This is a genomic window from Streptomyces goshikiensis (assembly GCF_014650555.1).
GTDB lineage: Bacteria > Actinomycetota > Actinomycetes > Streptomycetales > Streptomycetaceae > Streptomyces > Streptomyces goshikiensis.
This window is the reverse complement of the sequence record NZ_BMVE01000021.1, coordinates 37,211-57,060: the sequence shown is the minus strand read 5'-3', so window position 1 is coordinate 57,060 and position 19,850 is coordinate 37,211. Positions and strand designations below refer to the sequence as shown.

The 19,850-nt window shown below is 69.9% G+C and carries 21 protein-coding genes; 6 read left to right on the top strand and 15 right to left on the bottom strand.

Features of this window, described 5'->3' with window-relative positions; translation table 11 throughout:
• Positions 1–136: 136 nt before the first annotated feature.
• The gene (locus IE248_RS35310; protein ID WP_190032900.1) at positions 137–1,534 is read right to left on the bottom strand and encodes a tetratricopeptide repeat protein; all 1,398 of its coding nucleotides are present in this window, start codon (positions 1,532–1,534) and stop codon (positions 137–139) included.
• 168 nt (positions 1,535–1,702) lie between these two features.
• Positions 1,703–3,547, bottom strand: coding sequence for an asparagine synthase (glutamine-hydrolyzing) (asnB, locus tag IE248_RS35305; protein WP_190032899.1), 1,845 nt, complete (start codon positions 3,545–3,547; stop codon positions 1,703–1,705).
• 772 nt (positions 3,548–4,319) lie between these two features.
• Between asnB and IE248_RS35300 the strand changes: the two genes are divergently transcribed.
• Entirely contained in the window at positions 4,320–5,588 is a 1,269-nt protein-coding gene (locus IE248_RS35300) for a hypothetical protein (protein WP_190032898.1), read from the top strand.
• 97 nt (positions 5,589–5,685) lie between these two features.
• On the opposite strand, the gene IE248_RS35295 is transcribed toward IE248_RS35300, so the two are convergent.
• The gene (locus IE248_RS35295; RefSeq protein ID WP_190032897.1) at positions 5,686–6,246 is read right to left on the bottom strand and encodes a TetR/AcrR family transcriptional regulator; all 561 of its coding nucleotides are present in this window, start codon (positions 6,244–6,246) and stop codon (positions 5,686–5,688) included.
• Positions 6,247–6,340: 94 nt separating this feature from the next.
• Here IE248_RS35295 and IE248_RS35290 point away from each other — a divergent pair, with 94 nt between their 5' ends.
• Complete coding sequence (locus IE248_RS35290) at positions 6,341–6,943, top strand: DUF2867 domain-containing protein (protein ID WP_190032896.1); 603 nt, start codon at positions 6,341–6,343, stop codon at positions 6,941–6,943.
• 62 nt (positions 6,944–7,005) lie between these two features.
• On the opposite strand, the gene IE248_RS35285 is transcribed toward IE248_RS35290, so the two are convergent.
• A complete protein-coding gene (locus IE248_RS35285; RefSeq protein WP_190032895.1) occupies positions 7,006–7,839 on the bottom strand; it encodes an NAD(P)H-binding protein in 834 nt (277 codons plus the stop codon).
• Between the two features lie 176 nt (positions 7,840–8,015).
• Here IE248_RS35285 and IE248_RS35280 point away from each other — a divergent pair, with 176 nt between their 5' ends.
• On the top strand, positions 8,016–9,284 hold the full coding sequence (locus IE248_RS35280) for an ATP-binding protein (protein ID WP_190032894.1): 1,269 nt from the start codon (positions 8,016–8,018) through the stop codon (positions 9,282–9,284).
• A gap of 63 nt (positions 9,285–9,347) precedes the next feature.
• Here IE248_RS35280 and IE248_RS35275 read toward each other — a convergent pair whose 3' ends face one another.
• From IE248_RS35275 to IE248_RS35260, 4 genes are all read right to left on the bottom strand, one after another.
• A complete protein-coding gene (locus tag IE248_RS35275) occupies positions 9,348–9,632 on the bottom strand; it encodes a hypothetical protein (protein WP_190032893.1) in 285 nt (94 codons plus the stop codon).
• 49 nt (positions 9,633–9,681) lie between these two features.
• On the bottom strand, positions 9,682–9,948 hold the full coding sequence (locus tag IE248_RS35270) for a hypothetical protein (RefSeq protein WP_190032892.1): 267 nt from the start codon (positions 9,946–9,948) through the stop codon (positions 9,682–9,684).
• Positions 9,949–10,044: 96 nt separating this feature from the next.
• Positions 10,045–10,233: a hypothetical protein gene (locus tag IE248_RS35265; RefSeq protein WP_190032891.1), complete on the bottom strand. Its 189-nt coding sequence runs from the start codon at positions 10,231–10,233 to the stop codon at positions 10,045–10,047.
• Positions 10,234–10,238: 5 nt separating this feature from the next.
• Positions 10,239–10,796, bottom strand: a complete 558-nt coding sequence (locus IE248_RS35260) for a DUF5994 family protein (RefSeq protein ID WP_190032890.1) — start codon at positions 10,794–10,796, stop codon at positions 10,239–10,241.
• Between the two features lie 274 nt (positions 10,797–11,070).
• Between IE248_RS35260 and IE248_RS35255 the strand changes: the two genes are divergently transcribed.
• Positions 11,071–11,865, top strand: coding sequence for an oxidoreductase (locus IE248_RS35255; RefSeq protein WP_190032889.1), 795 nt, complete (start codon positions 11,071–11,073; stop codon positions 11,863–11,865).
• Positions 11,866–12,001: 136 nt separating this feature from the next.
• Positions 12,002–13,837, top strand: coding sequence for a glycoside hydrolase family 15 protein (locus IE248_RS35250; RefSeq protein ID WP_190032888.1), 1,836 nt, complete (start codon positions 12,002–12,004; stop codon positions 13,835–13,837).
• A 38-nt stretch (positions 13,838–13,875) separates the two neighbouring features.
• Here IE248_RS35250 and IE248_RS35245 read toward each other — a convergent pair whose 3' ends face one another.
• The gene (locus IE248_RS35245; RefSeq protein WP_190032887.1) at positions 13,876–15,102 is read right to left on the bottom strand and encodes a PP2C family protein-serine/threonine phosphatase; all 1,227 of its coding nucleotides are present in this window, start codon (positions 15,100–15,102) and stop codon (positions 13,876–13,878) included.
• A 191-nt stretch (positions 15,103–15,293) separates the two neighbouring features.
• Between IE248_RS35245 and IE248_RS35240 the strand changes: the two genes are divergently transcribed.
• Positions 15,294–15,713, top strand: a complete 420-nt coding sequence (locus tag IE248_RS35240; protein ID WP_190032886.1) for an FKBP-type peptidyl-prolyl cis-trans isomerase — start codon at positions 15,294–15,296, stop codon at positions 15,711–15,713.
• Between the two features lie 53 nt (positions 15,714–15,766).
• Here IE248_RS35240 and IE248_RS35235 read toward each other — a convergent pair whose 3' ends face one another.
• From IE248_RS35235 to IE248_RS35210, 6 genes are all read right to left on the bottom strand, one after another.
• A complete protein-coding gene (locus tag IE248_RS35235) occupies positions 15,767–16,105 on the bottom strand; it encodes an STAS domain-containing protein (RefSeq protein WP_190032885.1) in 339 nt (112 codons plus the stop codon).
• Complete coding sequence (locus IE248_RS35230) at positions 16,102–17,388, bottom strand: PP2C family protein-serine/threonine phosphatase (protein ID WP_190032884.1); 1,287 nt, start codon at positions 17,386–17,388, stop codon at positions 16,102–16,104. The genes IE248_RS35235 and IE248_RS35230 overlap by 4 nt, the downstream gene beginning before the upstream one ends.
• Positions 17,388–18,191, bottom strand: a complete 804-nt coding sequence (locus IE248_RS35225) for an alpha/beta fold hydrolase (protein WP_190032883.1) — start codon at positions 18,189–18,191, stop codon at positions 17,388–17,390. Before IE248_RS35225 ends, IE248_RS35230 begins: the two co-directional genes overlap by 1 nt.
• A 75-nt stretch (positions 18,192–18,266) precedes the next feature.
• A complete protein-coding gene (locus IE248_RS35220) occupies positions 18,267–18,713 on the bottom strand; it encodes a DUF2267 domain-containing protein (RefSeq protein WP_190032882.1) in 447 nt (148 codons plus the stop codon).
• A gap of 50 nt (positions 18,714–18,763) precedes the next feature.
• A complete protein-coding gene (locus tag IE248_RS35215; protein WP_190032881.1) occupies positions 18,764–19,159 on the bottom strand; it encodes a DUF2267 domain-containing protein in 396 nt (131 codons plus the stop codon).
• Positions 19,160–19,254: 95 nt separating this feature from the next.
• Positions 19,255–19,689, bottom strand: coding sequence for an Hsp20/alpha crystallin family protein (locus IE248_RS35210; RefSeq protein ID WP_190032880.1), 435 nt, complete (start codon positions 19,687–19,689; stop codon positions 19,255–19,257).
• Positions 19,690–19,850: the final 161 nt, after the last annotated feature.

Genomic DNA, 19,850 nt, shown 5'->3' with positions numbered 1-19,850 from the left:
CTGGCGCAATTGCGTTGCTGTCCGTCCCTCTGATCTCCGCAGGGCTACCCGGTACGGCAGTTGCATGACGCGTGGTACGACAACTCGGCCAGGGCCACCGGTCAGCTGTCCTCGGAGGGCGTTTCATCTTGCCGTCTCACCCCGGGTCGAAGGCCCGGTGGGAGCGGATGACGGCCCGGTGCTGGAGGAAGCTGAGGACCAAGAAGACCGGCAGGACGCTGCCGATGGCCTCCGCCCAGTCCCGGTGTTCCGCCCCGAGGAGCAGCGAGACGACCAGGCCGACCGGCAGCAGCACCGAAAGGGCCAGCCAGATCACGACGAGGCCGAACACGCCGAGCCGGGCGGCGACTTCGAACACGGCGTACTGGCCGACCGAGAAGCAGCCGAAGCCCGCCGTCGCGGCCAGCGCCAGCACCGCGCTCACCCCGGTGGCCACAGAGGCGAAGAGGGCGAGCGGTCCGCCCCACAGCTGCGCGGCGACCGTCGCCGCCACCAGCGCGGCGGTGAACGCCGCGTGGCCGCGGGCCGCCGCGTGCCACCGGACGTCGTCGTACGGGTCGTGCGGGCGGCGGTCCGGATCGGGGATGCCCAGCCAGGCCCGGCGGGCGCCGTACGCGGCCGCCGCGGCGGAGGCCGGGTCACCCGCCTTCCGGAAGGCGGCGCAGGCGCGCAGGTACGCCCGTCTGGCCGCGCGCCCGCGCCCCAGCTTCTCCAGGGTCTGCCCCAGGTTGCCCCGGGCGGTGCCCAGGTCGTGCAGGTGGCCGGATTCCTCGGCGGCGGCGATGTCCTGGCGGTGCACGGTGAGGGCTTCGTCGTACCGGCCCGCACCACGAAGGGCTTGGGCCAGCGGGCCCAGGGCGAGGCTTTCGGCCCTGGGCTTGCCGATCCGCCGGGCGGTGGCCACCGACTCGGTGAGGACGTCCACTGCCTCCGCGAAGCGGCGCGCGGCGACCAGCGCGGAGCCGAGGTTGGACATCCCGATGGCGAGGAAGTGCTCGTCCCCGACCCTCCGGAAGTGGGCGACGACCAGGTGCTGGGTCTCGATCGCCTCCTCCGCACGCCCGAGCGCCTGCAGCGTCACGCCGAGGTCGGTCAGGGCCAGGTGCTCGTCGTGATGCTCCCCGGCCAGGCGGAGCAGCTCGGCTGCCCGGGTGAGCACCTCGACGGCCTCCGCGAGTTCACGCGTCTGCTGGAGGGCGTTGCCGAGGTTGAGCAGCGTCGCGCCCTCCAGTCCGGCGTCGCTGCCGCCACGGCGGAGCTCCGCCGCGCGCCGGAGGGCCTCGGCGGCCCCGTCGAACCGCCGGGTGATGAAGAGCAACTCGCCCAGCTCGGCCAGGGCGGCGCTCTCCCCCGGCCCGTCCCCGGTAGCCCGACACAGCCCGGCGGATTCGCGGAACGCTGCCTCGGCCCGGTCCGACCGGCCCAGCGCGAGCTGCTCCCGGCCGGCCTGCAGCCGGTCGGCGCCTTCGGTGTCACTGCCGGTGCCCGCCCGCCTGTCCGCTGACTGGTCCTTCCCGGCCTCGCTGTCGTCCATCCCGGCCCCCCGGTGGCGTTGCCCGCTGGACTGACACCCTACTGAGCAGAATGAATAACTGACGGCGAATCAGGCGAAGTCGATGTGCGGCCGGACACCGGTCCGGGCGCCCAGGCAGACCGGGACTGGGCGAGGACCTGCGAGCCCCCTGCAGGGGCAGCCGTCCGTCTACATCCGGATCTCGGGCCGGTAGACGTCCAGCCAGATCGCGGTGTCCAGGGAGCGCTCCAGGCCGTTGCGGGCGGCCGGGGTCAGGCTCTCGGGGTCGGCGGTCACGGTCTCGGCCAGCCAGTCCTTGCTGACGATCTGGAAAACGGGGCCGTCTTCGCCCAGCAGGTCCTTGGCGCTCCGCTGGAGCGCCTCGGCGTAGCGCCAGTCCTGGATGACCGGGTAGGGGCTCTTGCGCCGTTCGATCACGGACTGCGGCAGTAGCTGCTTCGTGGCGCCGCGCAGCAGGCTCTTCTCATGGCCGTCGTACGTCTTCATCGCCCAGGGCGTGTTGTAGACGTACTCCACGAGGCGGTGGTCGCAGAAGGGCACGCGGACCTCCAGGCCGACGGCCATGCTCATACGGTCCTTGCGGTCGAGCATCATCCGCAGGAAGCGGGTCAGGTGCAGGTACGACATGACGCGCATCCGCCGCTCTTCCGGGCTCTCGGAGTCGACGCGGCCGACCTCGGCGACGGCGGTCGCGTAGTTCTCGGCGACGGCCTCCATCGGGTTGAGCGCGATCAGCGTGTCGAGGTCGTACATCTCCACGGGCTGGGTGTTGGGGGTTGCTCCGATCAGGCCCGCGGTGATCCAGGGGAAGGTGTCCCGCGCCTGGACGACGGGGTTGTGGAGCCAGCCGTAGCCCCCGAAGACCTCGTCGGCGGCCTCACCGGACAGGGCGACGGTGGACCGTTCCCGGATCGCCTTGAACAGCAGGTAGAGGGAGACGTCCATGTCGCCGAGGCCCGCCGGGCTGTCCCGGGCGATGACGACCTGACGGCGGATCTCGGGGTCTGCGACGGCGGCGGGGCCGAGCACGATGTCGGTGTGCTCGGTGCCGGCATGGCGAGCCATCGCGACGGCGAAGTCGCCGTCGCGGCTGTTGTGCACGCCGGTGGGTACGAAGTGGGTGGACTCGCCGGTGAAGTCCACGGCGAAGGTGTGCAGCGGCAGGCCCTCGGCGGCGCGGCGCCGGGCGGCGAGTCCGGTGATGGCGCTGGAGTCGAGGCCGCCGGAGAGCAGTACGCAGGTGGGGACGTCCGCGACGAGTTGGCGGCCGACGGTGTCGTCGAGGAGGTCGTGCACCCGCTCGACGGTGGTGTCGAGGTCATTGGTGTGCTCGTGGCTCTCCAGTCTCCAGTAGGTGTGGCTACGGATGCCGCCCCGGCCGACGGTGACGACGGTGCCGGGGACGACCTCGGCCACGCCGTCCCAAATGGTCTCGCCGGGCGGCCGGTTGAAGGCGACGAACTCGCGCAGACCACGGGCGCTGACCACCGGCTTGGCAAGCGGATGGGCGAAGAGCGCCTTGGGTTCGGAGGCGAAGAGCACGCCGTCTGCGGTGGGGTGGTAGAAGAGCGGCTTGACACCCATCCGGTCGCGGATCATGACCAGTTGGCGTATGCGGGCATCCCAGACGGCGAAGGCGTACATGCCGTTGAGCCGGGGCGCCATCGCCTCGCCCCACTCCAGGTAGGCGTTGAGTACGACCTCGGTGTCGCTGGAGGTGCGGAAGTGGTGCCCGCGTCCGCGCAACTCCTCACGCAGTTCGACGTAGTTGTACACCTCGCCGCTGTAGGTCAGCGCGACCCGGCCGTCCGGGGTGCTGGCCTGCATCGGCTGGACCCCGCCGGCCAGGTCGATCACGGCGAGCCTGCGGTGGCCGAGAGCGGCGGGCCCGTCGATCCACCGGCCTCCGGAGTCGGGCCCCCGCCCGGTCAGCGTCCGAACCATGCGGTCCAGGGTGGTGACCTCCTGCGTGAGGTCCCGGTCGTAGGCGATCCAGCCGGCGATGCCGCACATTCGATGCTCCTCTTGCTCGCGCGCTTCCTGGGGGCTTGATGCGTACGACCCGTACGGCTCCCCGCCCGCTCGGGCACGGCTTCCGACACCCGGCGGGGACTTCGACGCCCGGCGGGTGTGCTTGTCGGCTCCGACGCTAGTTCCGGCCATCGACGGCCACACCCCTTAGAACCCCCTATCGCAAAGAAGGGGTCAGGTGATGGCAAAGGAAAGGTAAGGTCAGGCGGGTCTTGATAATGAAAAGCTAAAGACAAGGCCGGTGATCCGCCAAGACGGTAGGGGAATCCAAAAGCAGAGGGGCGGCCGCTGAGGGTGCCTTGTCGGCCAGGGCGGACCAGCCAGCCGGCCACCCCCGGGGCCCGCGCGGCGAGATCGTGAGGACCAGGGGGCTGGGCTCCTGAGCCGAGGCGGGTCCGTGGCGGGGTGCCGGCGAGTACCCGGCTGCCGCTGACCGTCCTCGTCGCCGCGGATAGCAGCTAGGCCAACGTCGGCCTCATGCAAGTGCTTTGCAGCATCGCCACCGATCGCCTGGACGTGGCAGCCGATGAGTTGAAATGATCTCGGTCCTCACCTCTCCCATTTGCGTAAGGGCCAGAGCATGTTGACGTCACATCAAGCACCGTTGTCCCGGCGCGCCGGCTGGGTCGCCGCGCTCGCGGCAGCGGTCCTCGCCATACCCCTGCTCGATACCCCTGCGGGTGCGGCGACGCCTGGCGACCCGGCCACCGCGTCTTCCTTCAACCTCAAGTCCGGGCCGAGTCTGAGCAGTCAAGTGGCCGACCTTAAGGCCGCCCTGCCCACGCAGGGCGTCCAGGACCTGCTCGACCAGGGCAACCGATTCGCGAAGACCGGCACCTCCTGCGCCGCGGACCCGTTCGGCAGCGGCGACAACGGTGCCGTACTGGCTCCGGACAAGAAGCTCTGCTGGGACGCGGGCGACGCCGACACCGAGGAGTGGATCCCCCAGGGCATCACGGGCGTGTCGGATGCCCAGGCCGACGAACTCTGGGGCACGCGCAAGCCCCTGGTCACCGCCTGGTACGACAAGGCGAGCACGAGCCTGTGCTCGGCGGACCCCGGCACCTGCTCCGACAAGGGCGTCCGGCTGTCGTTCCTCGACCCGCAGACGCCGGTGGCCGGTAGCCCCGATCAGCGCCGGTACCGTCACGTGCTGCTCGTGGAGCCGTACTACAACTCGAACGGGAACGCCTCCTACAAGGCGGTCGACCTCCACGCCGGAGGCATCGCCTGGTACAAGAACTACCTCTACGTCGCGGACACGATGAACGGTCTGCGGGTCTTCGACATGCGCTCCATCCTGGATCTCAACCCGGACCAGAACGCCGCGGTGGACGACACCACACTCAACGGCCTGAAGAGCAACGTCAGGGACGAGAGCAAGATCGGCCGGCAGAGCAACGTCTACTACAGCCACACCTACCGGTACGTGATGCCGCAGGTCGCCTCGTACAAGTTCGTCGCCGCACAGGGCAACTCCTCGGCGGGGACCTGCGTTGCCACCGGGGCGCCCAAGGCGTCCTACATCTCCATCGACCGCAGCAACACCGCGTCCCCCGCTCTGATCATGGGCGAGTACTGCGACTCCGACGACACGCACCCCGAGAAGGGGCGGGTCGGGGCCCTTCCCATCGACGACACCACAGGCTTGCTGCAGGCGACGGGCGGGGTGGTCACCGCGACATCCGCGTACTACCTGCCGCGCGACCTCACCCAGGGCGCCGCCCGCTACAACGGCACGTACTACTTCAACCGCAGCTGGCTCGACCACAGCGGAAGCCTGCGCCGGGCCACGGTCACCGGCGGCCGCCTGGTGGACTACGGCGGCAACATCACCAACGCCGTGGGGCCCGAGGACCTGTACATCGAGCACGGCCAGAGCCTGCCCGGTGGCGGCACCCAGTACCTCTGGTCGCTGACGGAGCACCGCGCGGACGGCACGGCCGGCTGCACCGACGCCGGCTCCCCGTGCGGCCGGGTGATCTACGCGCACCGGCTGAGCGACGTCCTGGCCCGTCCGTAACCGCCCTCAAGCGCCCGTAAGCGCCCCTTCCGGTCGCCGGGCAGGCAGAAGGCCGCCATCCACAGTTCGGGACGGCGGCCTTCCGGGCCGGGCAGGGCTACTCCAGCAGCCTCCGGCCGATCAGCTCCATCACTTCAGCGCGGCTGCGCTTGCCGTTGTCGGCTGCGTTGAAGTGGTTGCCGATGCGCACCGAGACGGCGAGCAGGCTGCGGACCTCGACCTCGTCCTCGTCGGGACAGAAGGCGGAGAACAGGGAACGCAGGTAGTCCATACGGCGGTTGTCGACGCGGCGCAGGCGCTCGGCGACGGCAGCGTCGCGGCGGGCCCAGTCGCGGATCGCGATGTCGGCGGTGGTGCCTCGCACCGGGCCGTCGGTACCGGCGGCGACGATGTCGAACAGCCGCTTCAGCCTGGCCCTCGCCTCTCCCCCGCCGCTTTCCACCTGTTCGATGACACCTTCCGCGACCTCGTACTCCCAGGTGTCGAGCATCTCGGTGAGCAGCGCGTCCCGGTTGCGGAAGTAGCCGTAGAAGCCGCCTTTGCTGACACCGAGCGCCTGTGCCAGCGCCTCGATCCGCACGGCTTCGGGACCGCCGGCGACGAGGGCCCGCAGGCCTTCCTCGATCCACTTTCCCCGGGGTGTGCGGGTCGCGCCCATCTTGTGTGCCTCCTCACGTCATGCCGAGTATACGGGGGCGTATAGATATGCCTACACTCGTTCTATACGCCACCGTATAGACAGGGGTGCGGCCATGCGACTTCCCCGGACCGACCACACCGACCGCCCATGGCGGATCCACGAGATCGCCGACGACTTCACCGTCGAGGACGTGTGGGCGCTGCCCACTCCCGGCGGGCCCGATGACCTCGCGCTGCTGGTGGGCCAGTTCGCCGAGGGCATCAAGGGCGGGGTGGAGGGAAACGGCGTCGTCTCCCGACTGCTCTTCTCCGTCCGCCGGAAGCTCGGGGCGGTGTTCGGCTGGGACAAGCCGGACCCCGACACCGCTGTCCGGCGGCCTTGCCTGCGCGACCACTTGCCGGCGGACCTTCGCGACGGCCCACGGGGCCCCGACCTCGGCTCGTCCCAGTTCACCTCGCTCTACCAGCTGAAGGAGGAATGGGCCGCCGAAACGGCCAACAAGACCGTGCAGGCGGTGATGCACATCGGCTGGGTACCGGACGGGTCCGGCGGCTACCGCGGCCAGATGGCCGTCCTGGTGAAGCCGAACGGACTGTTCGGCTCCCTCTACATGGCCGCCATCAAGCCCTTCCGGTACCTCGCGGTGTACCCGGCGCTGATCCGCTCGATCGGCCGCGAGTGGGAGGCGAACGCCGCTCGACGGAGCGTGAGCTGACCCGAGGGCCGGGCCGGGCGCCTTGCCGGTGACGAGCGCCCCTGCGGGAACAACGCGGCGATTCAGCGGAAGGAGTCGGCGTTCTCGGAAGCCCACTGCCGGAACGGGCGGGCCGGCGTTCCGGTGATCCATGAAACCGTGTCACGCACCATCAGCAGCTCGTCGTTCACGTCTCCGCCCGTGACATCGAGCACCGCGTCCGCGGCCTCCGCCCCGAAGACCCCGGCCATCCGTGCGCGGGCCTGACCGCGGCTGATCTCGGCGAAGGGAACCTCCCGGCCCAGTGCTGCCGCGATGGCCTCGACCTGCTGCCGGGCGGTCACCGGCTCCGGACCGGTCAAGGCGTACGTGCGTCCCTGGTGGCCGGGCTCGGTCAGTGCCACCCGCGCCACCGATGCGATGTCCGCAGGGTGGATGGTGGGCAGCGCGGTCTCGGCGTACGGCGCGCGGACGGTCTCGTGCTCACGGATGGAAGCCGCCCACATCAGGGTGTTCGAGGCGAACTGCGTCGGCCGCAGGATCGTCCAGGCCATGCCGCTCGCCTTGAGCAGTCGCTCCACCGCCAGGTTCTCGCCGGCGGGGCCGAGGTGCGGATGGGTCTGGACGGTGATGGACGACACCAGCACGACGTGCTCCACACCCGCCTGCCGGGCGGCTTGGAGGACGCCGGCGTCCGAACCCAGACGCGATACGAGAAACAGCGAGCGCACCCCTTCCAGCGCGGGCCTCAGCGACGTCGGCTCGACGAGGTCGCCCTCCACGGCCTCGACCCCTTCGGGGAAGACGGCCCGCGCGGCATCACGGGTGAGCCCCCGCAGCGGCCCGACACCGTGTGCGTGCAGCTCCTTCAGCAGAGCGCTGCCTATGTTTCCGGTGGCTCCGGTCACGAGGATCATGGGCGTCTTCCCGTCGTCAGATGATCAAGTAGGCGACACGCTAGAACCTCAATCAATATTCAGGTCAAGGAAGCACCTGGCCGTTCCAGCGGGACCCGTCGGCCCGAGGGGCCGATGTGCGCCTCCCCCGCACATCGGCCGATGATGGGAGTACGGCCGAACACGCGGAGCTGACCATGACGGGTTGGCGTGTCAGGGACTACACCCAGGACGATCTCGAAGCGGTGATCCGAGTCGACGCGGAGAGCGGCACGGCCGAGGAGCCGCCCCTCTTCCCCCTCTCGGACGCCGTGGCCGCCCTTCAGGCTCTGAACCCGGCGGTGGTGGCCACAGCTGACGAGGTGGTGGTCGGCGCCGCGGTGAGCCGGGTGGAGGGCGACAGGGCGTGGATCCTTCGCATCAGCATGGCGCCTGCCTGGCGGCACCAAGGGCTGGGCAGCGACCTGATCACGGCCCTGGAGCACCGGCTGTTCGCCGGTGGTGTCCGCGCGGTGCACGCGGTCCTGCCCGCCAGCGAGACCGGCGCCACCGCCCTGCACAACTGCGGCTTCGGCGCCCGTCCGGGCCTGGTCTTCTTCGAGAAGCGCGGGCAAGTGACCCCTCAGGCGGTCAGCATGCTCGCGTCGCTGGGAGCGGAGCTACCGCCGGGTGGACTGTGGCAGAAGGTCGCGGGCATGCAGAGGGAGAAGGAGCTCATCGAGCGGCGCCTGGTCCTGCCGCTGGCCCATCCCGAAATGGCCGCCCAGCACGGAGTGGAGCTGCCGCGGGCGGTCATGCTGTTCGGTCCGCCCGGGACGGGGAAGAGCACGTTCGCGCACGCGATCGCCAGCCGTCTGGGATGGCCCTTCCTCGAACTGTTCCCCGCCCGGCTGGCCGCCGAGTACGGACTGGCGAGCGGGCTGAACCGGCGCTTCGACGAGATCGCCCGGCTGGACCACGTCCTGGTCTTCATCGACGAGGTCGAGGAGATCGCGGGGACCCGGAGCGGCGCGGACGCGACCGCGGTCGGTGTCGTCAACGAACTGCTCAAGGCGGTCGTCCGGTTCCGGGGCCAGGACGGACGGCTGCTCATCTGCGCCACGAACGACGTGACGTCGCTCGACTCCGCGTTCCTGCGGCACGGCCGTTTCGACTACGTGCTGCCGATCGGCCCGCCCGACCACCGCGCGAGGACCGCGTTGTGGGAGAGCTACCTGGCCCGAGCGGGTGCGGAGGCCGACAGTGCGGCGCTGGCGACCGCCAGCGAGGGGTTCACCCCCGCCGACGTCGCCCATGTGGCGCGTACCGTCTCCCAGGTCCAGTTCGAGCGCACCTTCGACACCGGAGCCCGGGCCCGCCCCACGACCGATGACTATCTGGGCACCATCGGGGACACGAAGCCCACGGTCAGCGCGGCCATGGCCCAGGAGTTCGCCCACCAGACCGAGAGATTCGCCCGCGTCTAGGCCATGCGTCCCGGGAACCGTGCCCCTGAAGCCGTGCTGTCGGATCAGGGTCGTGCCTTTGGATCAGGCCGGGCCCGTGGCTGCCTTTTCCTCCTCGGCCTCCATGCGCCGGATTCCCTCATGGGTGAGGGTGGCCATCGCCGGGGTGTTGCCGGGTTCCCAGTCGACGGTGATCAGGCCCTCGCCCGCCAGGTAGGTGCAGGCGGCGGCGAGGTCCTGTTCAGGTACGTGGAGGTCGCGTCGCAGCTGTGCTCCGGTGATGCCGAGGAGGCGGTTGCCTTCGACGGCTTCGTACAGGACCCGGAGCACCTGGTCGCGGTAAGTCTTGCGTTCGCGCAGTGTGGCCATGACCGCGTCCTTTCGTATGGGGAGGGGGCTCCGGGGCTCTTCGGGGCTCTCAGATCTCGTCGGAGTGGGCGCCGGTACCGACGGGGGTCCGGGTGGCGGCCAGCCAGGAGCGGGCGGGGCCGGCGGGTGTTGCCGTGTCCACGGTGAGGTGGAGGCGGGTGCCGCCGTCAAGGCCGGGGTAGCTGCGCTGTTCCGTGCCCGCGAAGCAGTGGCGCAGCGCTTCCGCGACCGCTCGGGCGGCTTCGGGGGTCTGCGCGATGATCCGTACCTCGGCGTGTCCTAGCGACGGCAGTACATGGGTGTCGATGTATTTCACGTGGGCGTGTTCCCTTTCGGAGTGTGCGAGAAGCCGACGGGCCGGGGCGCCGTGGCGCCCCGGCCGCTGCCCCCGGTCAGAGGAAGGTCTGTTTCCTCACCGGTCGGCACCATGGCGGTGGGCTCGACGACCGGTGTCGTCCGGCAGGCCGGGAGGTCTCGGCAGGGGGTCGCTGAAGTGGTAGGCCGCGATCCGAGCGTCGTGCTGGGCGTTCAGCAGGTGGATCCAGCGCATTCCGATACCGGTCGCCAGAATGATCAGGGCTATGAGGACGATGGTCTCCATGTCGCTCACCTCCAGCCGCTTGCGGGCTGAGAGAGGTTCCCGAAGGGGGACATGCAGGCCCCGCCTTCGCTCTCCCAGGTGGCTTCCCGGCGTCGAGCGTCGCGGACGCCGCGCCCGATGGCGGCTTCGTTGGCCATCAGGACGCCGGCGGTCAGGACGCTGCCCGGGATCGCGGCGGCGGCCATGAGGCGGGCCGCGGCTGCGGGTTCGGTCTCGGGAGGGATGACGAGGAGGTCCCAGCGGCCGACGGTGTGGGAGAGCAGGATCAGCTTGTCGGGGTCCTGTTCGGTGAACCAGCCCACGTGCATTACGCGTCCGGCCATGGGAACCGTGTGCGGGATGACGCGCCAGCGGATGGGGTTCACGGTGACGCGGGTGATGCGCCCCCAGGGTTCGTCCAGGGCGGCAGCCAAGGCAGGGAGTTCGTCTTCGAGGTCGCGGGAGCGGGGCCACCAGGCACCGTCCAGCTGACCTGCGAGGGTGGTCTTCGGGGTGAGGGACAAGCGTGCCGGGAGCTCTGCGGCGAGTTCGCGGGGCGCGGTCCGGTCGATGGTGCTGGTCATGATGCGGACCTGCCCCCGGACTGCCCGTCGGCAGTCCGGCTTTTAGGCGATCGCCGGAAATGACACCTGCGTGAAAGCGAGTGCTCGAAGTACTTCCGGTGCTTTCACTGTACGCCTGTTCGATGAGTTATGGCTGGTGTGGCCAGGTATTTTCCCCGGCCATTTGGCACGGCGTGCCTGCGAGGGCGCATGGGATCCGACGCACACAATGCCCCTAAATATCAGAGTCATAAGAAAAATCCATGCCGAGTTCATGACACAGGAGTGCGTGCCCATGGATCTGGAGCTCACCGACAAAGTCGCTGTTGTCACCGGTGCCAGCAAGGGCATCGGCCTGGCCATCACCGAGTCGTTCTTGCGCGAGGGCGGGCGTGTGGTCGCCGGCAGCCGTTCCGAGACCCGTGAGCTGGCCGCGTTGCGCGAAACGTATGACGTGACCTTCGTCGCCGGCGATCTGGCTGCCGTCGAAGGCGTGGATGCACTGATCCAGGCGGCGATGGAACGCCATGGCAGGATCGACGTCCTGGTCAACAACGTCGGAGCCACCGAACCCCGCACCGATTTCCTCACCATCGACGACGCACAGTGGCAGCGGGGCTTCGAGCTGAATTTCTTCAGCGCCGTCCGCGCCAGCCGCGCCGCGCTGCCGCACCTCCTCGCGGACGGCGGAGGCGCGGTCGTCAACATCAGTTCCCTCAACGCCCGGCTGCCCTTCCCCTCGGTGGTGGACTACTCGGCGGCCAAGGCCGCGCTGACCAGCCTCACCAAGGCGCTGTCGGAGGAGTTCGCGCCGCGCGGCGTACGGGTGAACGCCATCGCTCCGGGACCGGTCCGCACCCCGTTCTGGACCGCCCCCGGCGGCTTCGCCGAGACCGTGGCGGCCGGCGCGGGCACCACTGCCCAAGAGGCCATGGACGTGGTGGTGCCCCAGCAGATGGGCATCAGCACGGGACGGTTCACCGAGCCTCAGGAGGTCGCCGACCTCGCGCTCTTCCTGGCCTCGCCCCGCGCCGCGAACATCACGGGCGCCGAATTCCTCATCGACGGCGGCCAGACCAAGACGACCTGAGCCCTGGCGCGGCCAGGCTCCAGGCGCCAGCGGATGCCCTTCCCGCCCCAGCGAACCTCTGCGGCCACGGCGCTAGCATGAAAGGCAAGGCTTCATTCCAGGCCAGGCCCGGCCCCGCAGCAGCAGGGAGGCCCGTATGGCGTTCGACACGACTGGTTTCGGGCAGGCGGACGGCGGTCGTTACGTCCCGATCTCCGAGCACGGCCTGATCGGCGATCTCCGTACGACCGCCCTGGTCGGCACGAACGGCACCATCGACTGGTACTGCTGCCCGCGCTTCGATGCGCCGAGCGTCTTCGGGTCCATCCTCGACGCCGACCGGGGCGGGTCGTTCGCGTTGGCCGCCGAGGTCCCGACCCGCACCAGGCAGTTCTACTTCCCCGACACGAACGTGCTGATCACGCGGTTCTTCGCCGCGGACGGGGTGGCGGAGATCCAGGACTTCATGCCGGTGGTCGACGAGTCGCGCGAGGCGGACCGGCACCGGCTGATCCGGCGCGTGATATGTGTCCGCGGAACCCTCCCGTTCGGGGCGCGGATCGCTCCCCGCTTCGGCTACGGCACGCAATCGCACACCACGCACCTCGAAGGCCACACGGCGGTGTTCCGCTCCCCGTCACTGACGCTCGCGCTGACCGCCACCGCACCCCTGGAAACCGACGGCCAGGACGTGTGGTCGCACTTCAAGCTCCTGGAGGGCGAGTCCCACGTGTTCGCCCTCGACCAGATCGGCGACGACGTACCGCCCCGGGCCTGCCCGCGCGCCGAGGCGCAGGAACAGGCCGACGCGACCGTCCGGTTCTGGCGCCACTGGCTGGCCGGGTCGCGCTACCACGGGCGGTGGCGGGAGATGGTGAACCGCTCGGCGCTGCTGCTGAAGCTGCTCACCTACGCGCCGACCGGTGCGATCGTCGCCGCCCCCACCACGAGCCTGCCCGAGCAGATCGGCGGCGAGCGCAACTGGGACTACCGCTACGTCTGGGTCCGCGACGCCGCCTTCTGCGTCTACGCGATGCTGCGCCTGGGGTTCACCTCGGAGGCCGAGGCGTTCATGGGGTTCATCTCCGAGCGGGGCATCCTGCGGGGCATGGGCGAGAGCGGCCCGTTGCAGATCATGTACGGCATCGACGGGCGTACCGAGCTGCCCGAATACGAGCTCCCGCACCTGGAGGGGTACCTCGGCTCCGGGCCGGTCCGGGTCGGCAACGCCGCCACCGGCCAGCTCCAGCTGGACATCTACGGTGCGCTGATCGACTCGATCTACCTCTACGACAAGTGGGGGCAGCCGATCAGCAGCGACCGCTGGGACGAGGTCGGTGCCGTCGTGGACTGGCTGTGCGAGCACTGGGACCAGCCCGACGAGGGCGTGTGGGAGACCAGGGCGGGCCGGCGGGACTTCGTGTACTCGCGGCTGATGTGCTGGGTGGCGCTGGAGCGCGCGATGCGCATGGCGAACCGCCGCGGTCTGCCGGCGGACCTGCCCCGCTGGCGGGAGTCCCGGGACGCGATCTACCGGCAGATCATGCGGCGCGGCTGGTCGGCCGAGCGAGGGGCGTTCGTTCAGGCACTGGACGGCCACGTGCTGGACGCCTCGCTGCTGATGATGCCGATGGCGAAGTTCATCTCTCCCACCGACCCCAAGTGGCTCGCCACCCTGGACGCGCTCACCACGGACCTGGTCTCCGACTCGCTGGTGTACCGCTACGACCCGACCGCCAGCCCGGACGGTCTGCACGGGCCCGAGGGCACCTTCTCGATCTGCTCCTTCTGGTACGTGGAGGCGCTGGCCCGCGCGGGCCGGCTGGAGGAGGCCAGGCTCGCCTTCGAGAAGATGCTCACCTACGCCAACCACCTCGGTCTCTTCGCGGAGGAGATCGGCCCGACCGGAGAACAACTGGGCAACTTCCCCCAGGCCTTCACCCACCTCTCGCTGATCAGCGCCGCCTTCAACCTCGACCGCGCGCTGGGCTGACGCGGCGTCACCAGCCGTCTGCCTGAGCCGCGCCGCCTTCAGTCGAGAACCGCGAGGTGGTCGGCGGCGCCGCCGCGCCATTCGATCATGAAGAGGGTGGCGTCGTCGCTGGTGTGCCCGCCCCGTTCCCTCTTCAGCGTGTGGGAGAGCCGGCGCAGATCTGCCCGCATCCCCTCCGACGGTCCTTCCCCGAGGTGGTTGACGCAGCGGACGAGGCGTTCCTCGCCGAACAACTCCCCGCCGGCGATGTGCTCTTCGATGATGCCGTCGGTGTAGCACAGCACGCGGTCGCCTCGCTGGAGCGTGTGCTCCCTGATCCGGGGCTCCTCGCCGCCGAAGCCGACGGGCAGCGTCGTCGCGCTCTCCAGCTGCCGTACGACCTTGCCGTCTCGGATCAGCAGCGGCGCGGGGTGGCCCGCGTTGACCAGCTCCAGCTCACCGGTGGTGAGGTTCAGGTGCATCAGCTGGGCGGTGACGAAGTGGTCGGGACCGAACTGCCGGGAGATGGCGTCGTCCATGTACGTGTACTTCTCGGCCAGGCTGACGAACACGCGCCGGGCATGCCGGTAGGCGCCGATGGCCACGGTCGCCATCACGGCGGCGTCCAGGCCGTGGCCCATCGCGTCGATCACGGCCATGTGCAGGATGTTGTCGTTCAGGGCGTAGTCGAAGCTGTCTCCGGCGACGCGGTAGGCCGGCTCCAGGATGCCGGCCACCGCGACCTGCGGCACTGTCATCGTCAGCGGCGGCAGCAGGCCCCACTGGATCTCCGCGGACACGCTCATCGGTTCCCGGCGCCGGGCCAGGAAGAACTGGTCGGTGTAGGCGTTCTTGGTGACCAGCAGGTCGGCGACCAGGCCGGCGAGCCGGCGCAGCAGGCGCCGGTCGTCCTCGCCGACGTCGTCCAGGGTGAGGACCATCACGCCCACCGTGTCACTGCCGTCCAGCAGCGGCAGGTACATCCGGACGCCGCCGCGGGCCAGCGGCAGCTCGACGACCTCCCCACGCAGGAAGGCCCGGCCGGCAGCGGAGTCGATCACCGGCTCGGGCTGACTGACGTGCAGCTTCTTGCCCGGCAGCGGTACCAGCAGCTCCTGCGCGTAGTCCTGGAGCAGGATGGAGACGTCACGGCCCCCGACCCTGCCCACCTCCTCCGCGATCAGCGGGGCGATCAGCTGCGGCGGCAAATGCGGTGCCCGGTCCAGCAGCAGGCCGAGCAGCCGCTCACCGAAACCTTCCGACCGGTCCACGCTCTCCTCGTCCATGACCCGGTTCGCCCTCGTTCCTGCCCGCCCACGCCGATTACCGCCTCCGCACAAAGTGACCTGGGAAGCCGCCGGAGCGGCCCATTGCGCCATACGCAGCATGTCGGCCCACGCTGAGGATTGCCGGTAGCGTGATCGTCTGCTGCATGGAGTGTCCATGCGTCCGGCGGAGAGCGATGGGTCTGACCGCGATGAGCGAACTGACGAAGCCCGAGATCGATGTTCCAGAGGGTGACGCGCCCACCGAGCTGACGACGCGGGACCTCGTGATCGGGGACGGGGACGAAGCGAAGCCGGGCCGGGTCGTCCAGGTTCACTACGTCGGGGTCACGTTCGAGACCGGGAGGGAGTTCGACTCCTCCTGGGACCGGGACCAGCCGTACAAGTTCGCTGTGGGCGGGGGCAAGGTCATCAAGGGCTGGGACCGGGGCGTGAGGGGAATGAAGGTCGGCGGCCGGCGCGAGATCACCATTCCCCCGCGTCTCGCCTACGGGAAGCAGTCCCCCTCCCCCTTGATCCCGGCGGGCTCGACGCTGATCTTCGTCGTGGACCTGCTCACCGTCTGGGGCGGGCCCACCAGTAGGACGCCCGGATCGACTCGTTCGGTCTGACCGAACCCCGGTCCGCGGAGCCGCTGACCTTTCGCCGTCGCAAGTACCGGCGGTCAGGTCCCTGTCGCGGACTCGGCGTCGGGGTGGAGCGGGAAGATCTGGTCCAGTCCGACGACGCGCAGGACGCGCAGCGTACTGGCCGGGACCGCGGCGAGTGCGACGTCGGCTCCGGCCGACTGGGCGTGGTTGCGGGCGACGATCAGGGTGCTGATGCCGCTGGAGTCACAGAACTCCATGCGGGCGAGGTCGAGAACGAGGCGCTGGCCCGGCTTGAGGGGGAGGGCGGCGAGGAGGTCGCGCAGGTCTGCGGAGGTGTCGTAGTCGAGTTCCCCCTTGACTTCCACTACCGGGCCGGTCGGGGCGTCTCGGACGGCAAGGTTCAGCGGGCTCATGTGGGTGTCCCGGTCGTGGGGCGGGCGGCGGGAACGCCGAGGGCGAGAAGGGCGGTGTCGTCGTCGAGGCCGTCACCGAAGCCGTCCAGCAGGCCGGTCAGCGCCTCCATGACCGCGCTCGGGGGCCGGCCGGCGTGGTCGGTGGCGAAGGCGCGCAGGGCTTCGTCTCCGTACAGGGCGCTGCGGCCTTCGCCGGTGCGGGCTTCGGTGAGGCCGTCGGTGTAGAGCAGGAGGGTGTCGCCGGGGCCCAAGGTGGTGGTGGCGGGGGCGAAGGGTGCGTTGGGCAGGATGCCGATGAGGAGTCCGCCGGGGGTGGGCAGGAAGTCGGCCGTGCCGTCGGCGCGCAGGACCAGGGCCGGCGGATGGCCGCCCGACGCGAGGCGGACCGTGACCTGCCCGGTGCCCGGGTCGGGTTCGAGGGTGCCGAAGATGGCGGTGCAGTACCGCGGGTCGCCGCCGCTGTAGCGCTCGTGAACGGCTCTGTTCAGGGTGGAGAGGGCGGAGACGGGGTCGGGGTCGTGGAGGGCGGCGGCGCGCAGGGTGTAGCGGGTCAGCGAGGTGACCGCGGCGGCTTGCGGGCCCTTGCCGCACACGTCGCCTAGGAAGAAGGCGAAGCGAGTGGCGTCGATGGGGAAGACGTCGTAGAAGTCCCCGCCGAGCCGGTCGGGCGAGGCGGTGCGGTAGTGGGCGGCGGTCTCCATGCCGGGTATGCGAGGCAGGATGTCGGGCAGCAGCGATGACTGGAGTACGGCGAGGGCGTCCTGGAGGCGGGCCCGGTCGGCTTCGGCCTGCCGGTGTGCTTCCTCGGCGGCTTTGCGGGCCCGTAGGAGTTCCTCTTCGTAGGCGCGGCGGTCGCGGGCGTCGAAGAAGGTGGTGCGGATCAGCAGCGGCTCGCCCGTTGCCCCGTGCTTGACCACGGAGGAGACGAGCACCGGCATCCGGACGCCGTCGGCCTTTCTGATCTCCAGGGCGACGCCGCCGAGCTCGCCCTGCATCCGCAGCAGCGGCGCGAAGTGCGTCTCGTGGTAGAGCTTGCCGCCCATGGTCAGCAGGTCGGTGAACCGCATCCGGCCCACCACCGCTTCACGTTCCAGGCCCAGCCAGTCCAGCAGCGTCTTGTTGATCTTCGCGATGGTGCCGTCCATCAGCGTGGACAGGTACCCGCACGGAGCGCACTCGTACAGCTCCTCCGTGCTGTCCTCCAGCAGGGCGGCGAACGCCGCATCCGAGGTCTTCTCCCCGCCGGCGTCGTGCGGGTCGGACTGCTGGCCGGTGCGGCACATCAACGCAGGCCGGCCAGGAAGCCGGTGATCGCATCGTTGGTGGCTTCGGGTGCGGACATGTGCGGGCAGTGCCCGGTCGCGTCCAGGGTGAGCAGTGTCGAGCCGGGGATGGACTGGTGGACGAAGGCGCCGACCTCGCGCGGGGCGATGGCGTCCTGGGTGCAGTCCAGCACCAGCGTGGGCACGCTGACCGCCTTGAGTTCCTCCCGCGAGTCGGACAGGAAGGTGGTGCGGGCGAAGACGCGTGCCATCGCGGGGTCGGTGGCGCAGAAGCTGTTCGTCAGCTCCTCACCGAGCTCGGGCCGCTCCGCGTTCCCCATGATCACCGGCGCCATCGCCGCCGACCAGCCCAGATAGTTCGACTCCAGCGAATCGAGCAGCTCATCGATGTCCTCGGCGGTGAAGCCGCCCCGGTAGCCCTCGTCGTCGATGTACCGGGGAGAGGGCGCCACCATCACGAGCGCCCCGATCCGCTCCGGAGCCATCCCGGCGGCCAGCACACCGATCATCGAGGAGACCGAATGGCCCACGAACACCGCGCCTCGAAGATCGAGCGCTTCGCACACGTCCACCACGTCCTGGGCGTAGCCGCTCAGGGACGCGTAGCGGGCCTCGGAGAAGGCGGAGAGATCCGACCGGCCCGAACCCACGTAGTCGAACAGCACCACCCGGTAGTCCTCGACCAGGGCGGGGACGGTGAGGCGCCACATGTTCTGGTCACAGCCGAACCCGTGCGCAAGGACCACCGTCCGGCCGTGGGGGTTCCCTGTGACCGTGACATTGTTTCTGCGCTCGATTTCCATACCGAGCAGTCTCTCAGGCTCCACCCACCACTCCGGCACCCCGGGGCACATCGAACACCGCGCTCAGTGGCCGGGTCAGGCGGGGGCGGGCTCCGGCCGGCGCAGTTCGGCCTGGCCGAAGAGGAGGGCGTAGCCGTCGGGGAGTCGGCGCAGGATGCGGGCGAGGAGGTCGGGTCCGGCGAGGCGGGCGACGGTGGCGAGGACGGCGCCGGTGTCCCATCGGGCGGTGGCGGGGGTGGCGCCGGTGCGTGCGGCCAGGTCCTTGACGAAGCCCCAGCCGGTGAGGTGTCGGGTGTCGGGGATCTGTGCGGTCAGGGTGAGGGCCGCCTCGACGGGCAGGCACTGGGCGAGGTCGGCTCGTTCGTCTCCGGTGAGCTGGCGGCCGAGGGCGGCCAGGACGTGGTGGACGGCTTCCGCGGCGCGTTCGCGGGTGGGGTAGGCGCCTTCGTAGCGCACGCGTTCCAGCATCCGGTCGAACGTCATGGCCGTCGTGGACGCGTTCGCGCGAGGCTGGTCGTACATGGCTGCGGTTGCCCTTTCTCTGCGAGGGATCCGGTTTTCGGGCTTGGTGGTCAGGTGGGCTGGGGGTGGCCGAAGAGGAGGTCGTAGCCGTGCGGGAGTTGGAGGAGGACCTCGCTGGTGAGGGCATCGCCCGCGGCGGCGGCCACGGTCGAGAGCACCGCGCCGATGTCCCACAGGGCCGTCTTCTCGGTGGCGCCCTCGATCCAGGCCGCGGCCGCGCGGACGAACCGGTCCGGCGAGAGCGGCTCCGCGGCCTGCAACGGGTTCAGGAGGATGAGGGCGTACGTCTCGGGGAGGCGGCCGGCGAGCTCGGCCCGCACGCTGCCGACCAGATGTGCGCCCAGCAGGGCGAGGACGACGCGGGCAACGCGATCGGCCTCTTCCCTGGTCTCGTACTCGCCGCGTTCCTGGACGTGGGCAAGGAACGACTCCCTGCGCATCGACATCACGTCACCTCCGGAGAGAGAAGGGGTGCGGAGGGCGGGGCGCCGGAGGGGGGTCGGCTCGTGCCGCCCTCCGCGGCCGGCTGGTGCGGGAGGACTCAGCCGGAGATCTGCTTGCGGCCGCCGGTGCTGCCGATGCTGATCTTGCGGGGCTTGGCGCGCTCGGCGATCGGGATCCGCAGGGTCAGGACACCCGCTTCGTAGTCGGCTTCGATGCGTTCGGTGTCGAGGGTGTCGGCCAGCATGACCTGGCGGGAGAAGACACCGAGGGGCCGCTCGGAAAGCTCCATCTGCACGGTGTCGTTCTTCGCCGCAGGGCGCCGCTCCGCCTTCACGGTCAGCATGTTCCGCTCGACGTCGATGTCGATCGCCTCCGGCGTCACGCCGGGGAGATCGAAGGCGATCACGTACTCCTCGCCCTCGCGATAGGCGTCCATCGGCATGACGGACGGCTTCGACCAGGTCCCGGACGTACCCGACAGCTGCTGGACGATCCGGTCCATCTCGCGAAACGGGTCAGTGCGCATCAACATCGCGAAACACCTCCAGTTGGCTCAGGCAGAAACTGCCAATGCGCTTCAACGTGCATCCGTTGTAGCATGTCATCGAAACGATGACAACCACGATGTCACCTAAACGCTGACATGGGAGATGTCATCCGGAACATGACACAGCCCAGACACCGCCCTTACCG

Bases quoted from the DNA above. Each gene is read 5' to 3' on its own strand.
- IE248_RS35255 (WP_190032889.1), top strand. From the start codon at position 11,071: ATGGATCTGGAGCTCACCGACAAAGTCGCTGTTGTCACCGGTGCCAGC.
- IE248_RS35225 (WP_190032883.1), bottom strand. From the start codon at position 18,191: ATGGAAATCGAGCGCAGAAACAATGTCACGGTCACAGGGAACCCCCAC.
- IE248_RS35275 (WP_190032893.1), bottom strand. From the start codon at position 9,632: ATGGCCACACTGCGCGAACGCAAGACTTACCGCGACCAGGTGCTCCGG.
- IE248_RS35280 (WP_190032894.1), top strand. From the start codon at position 8,016: ATGACGGGTTGGCGTGTCAGGGACTACACCCAGGACGATCTCGAAGCG.
- IE248_RS35235 (WP_190032885.1), bottom strand. From the start codon at position 16,105: ATGAGCCCGCTGAACCTTGCCGTCCGAGACGCCCCGACCGGCCCGGTA.
- IE248_RS35220 (WP_190032882.1), bottom strand. From the start codon at position 18,713: ATGTACGACCAGCCTCGCGCGAACGCGTCCACGACGGCCATGACGTTC.
- IE248_RS35230 (WP_190032884.1), bottom strand. From the start codon at position 17,388: ATGTGCCGCACCGGCCAGCAGTCCGACCCGCACGACGCCGGCGGGGAG.
- IE248_RS35215 (WP_190032881.1), bottom strand. From the start codon at position 19,159: ATGTCGATGCGCAGGGAGTCGTTCCTTGCCCACGTCCAGGAACGCGGC.
- IE248_RS35250 (WP_190032888.1), top strand. From the start codon at position 12,002: ATGGCGTTCGACACGACTGGTTTCGGGCAGGCGGACGGCGGTCGTTAC.
- IE248_RS35295 (WP_190032897.1), bottom strand. From the start codon at position 6,246: ATGGGCGCGACCCGCACACCCCGGGGAAAGTGGATCGAGGAAGGCCTG.
- IE248_RS35260 (WP_190032890.1), bottom strand. From the start codon at position 10,796: ATGACCAGCACCATCGACCGGACCGCGCCCCGCGAACTCGCCGCAGAG.
- IE248_RS35285 (WP_190032895.1), bottom strand. From the start codon at position 7,839: ATGATCCTCGTGACCGGAGCCACCGGAAACATAGGCAGCGCTCTGCTG.
- IE248_RS35265 (WP_190032891.1), bottom strand. From the start codon at position 10,233: ATGGAGACCATCGTCCTCATAGCCCTGATCATTCTGGCGACCGGTATC.
- asnB (WP_190032899.1), bottom strand. From the start codon at position 3,547: ATGTGCGGCATCGCCGGCTGGATCGCCTACGACCGGGACCTCACGCAG.
- IE248_RS35310 (WP_190032900.1), bottom strand. From the start codon at position 1,534: ATGGACGACAGCGAGGCCGGGAAGGACCAGTCAGCGGACAGGCGGGCG.
- IE248_RS35245 (WP_190032887.1), bottom strand. From the start codon at position 15,102: ATGGACGAGGAGAGCGTGGACCGGTCGGAAGGTTTCGGTGAGCGGCTG.
- IE248_RS35240 (WP_190032886.1), top strand. From the start codon at position 15,294: ATGAGCGAACTGACGAAGCCCGAGATCGATGTTCCAGAGGGTGACGCG.
- IE248_RS35210 (WP_190032880.1), bottom strand. From the start codon at position 19,689: ATGTTGATGCGCACTGACCCGTTTCGCGAGATGGACCGGATCGTCCAG.
- IE248_RS35290 (WP_190032896.1), top strand. From the start codon at position 6,341: ATGCGACTTCCCCGGACCGACCACACCGACCGCCCATGGCGGATCCAC.